This is a genomic window from Bacillus songklensis, from assembly GCF_042649685.1.
GTDB lineage: Bacteria > Bacillota > Bacilli > Bacillales > Bacillaceae_H > Bacillus_BA > Bacillus_BA songklensis.
The window spans coordinates 1-612 of sequence record NZ_JBHRZT010000042.1 but is presented as its reverse complement, the minus strand read 5'-3'; the positions used below and the strand labels follow the sequence as shown (position 1 = coordinate 612).

The following is a 612-nucleotide window of genomic DNA, read 5'->3' as shown; positions in this document are numbered from 1 at the left end:
AAAGCATTGGCGGTAAAATTGCAGCTGTCACGATATTCCCTGATTCCACTATTGGACAGTTAGCAGATGTCACCATTAAATTGCCTGGATCACCGAAAGATCAATCAGAAGGCGATTATAAAACTATCCAGCCAATGGGCTCACTATTTGAGCAAACCCTTTTGCTTTTTTACGATGCCGTCATCTTGAGGTTTATGGAGAAAAAGGGATTAGATACGAATAAGATGTATGGCAGACATGCCAATCTTGAGTAGATACCGGAAGTTTAAAAAAGGAGGTAAATGAGATGGCTAAAAAAGTATTAATCGTAACAGGAGACGCAGTAGAAGCATTAGAGGTGTATTACCCTTACTACCGTTCCTTGGAAGAAGGATATGATACAACGATTGCAGCACCAAATAAAAAGGTACTGAATACCGTGGTCCATGACTTTGAAGATTGGGAAACGTTCACCGAAAAACGAGGATATAAAATCGAGGCCCACGCTTCCTTTGCAGACATCAACCCGGCTGATTATGACGGGTTAATTATCCCAGGTGGCCGTGCTCCAGAGTATATCCGCTTAAATGAACACCTTCCTGGTATTGTTACTCATTTTTTTGAGACAAACAA

General features: G+C 41.2%; 1 protein-coding gene and 1 pseudogene. Both read left to right on the top strand.

All coding sequences use genetic code 11. The features are described 5' to 3' along the window. A pseudogene (locus tag ACFOU2_RS09470) lies at positions 1–254 on the top strand (6-phospho-3-hexuloisomerase); the annotation flags it as partial. Between the two features lie 32 nt (positions 255–286). Further along, positions 287–612, top strand: a 326-nt coding sequence (locus ACFOU2_RS09465; protein ID WP_377914491.1) for a DJ-1/PfpI family protein, incomplete at its 3' end; no start/stop codon positions are given.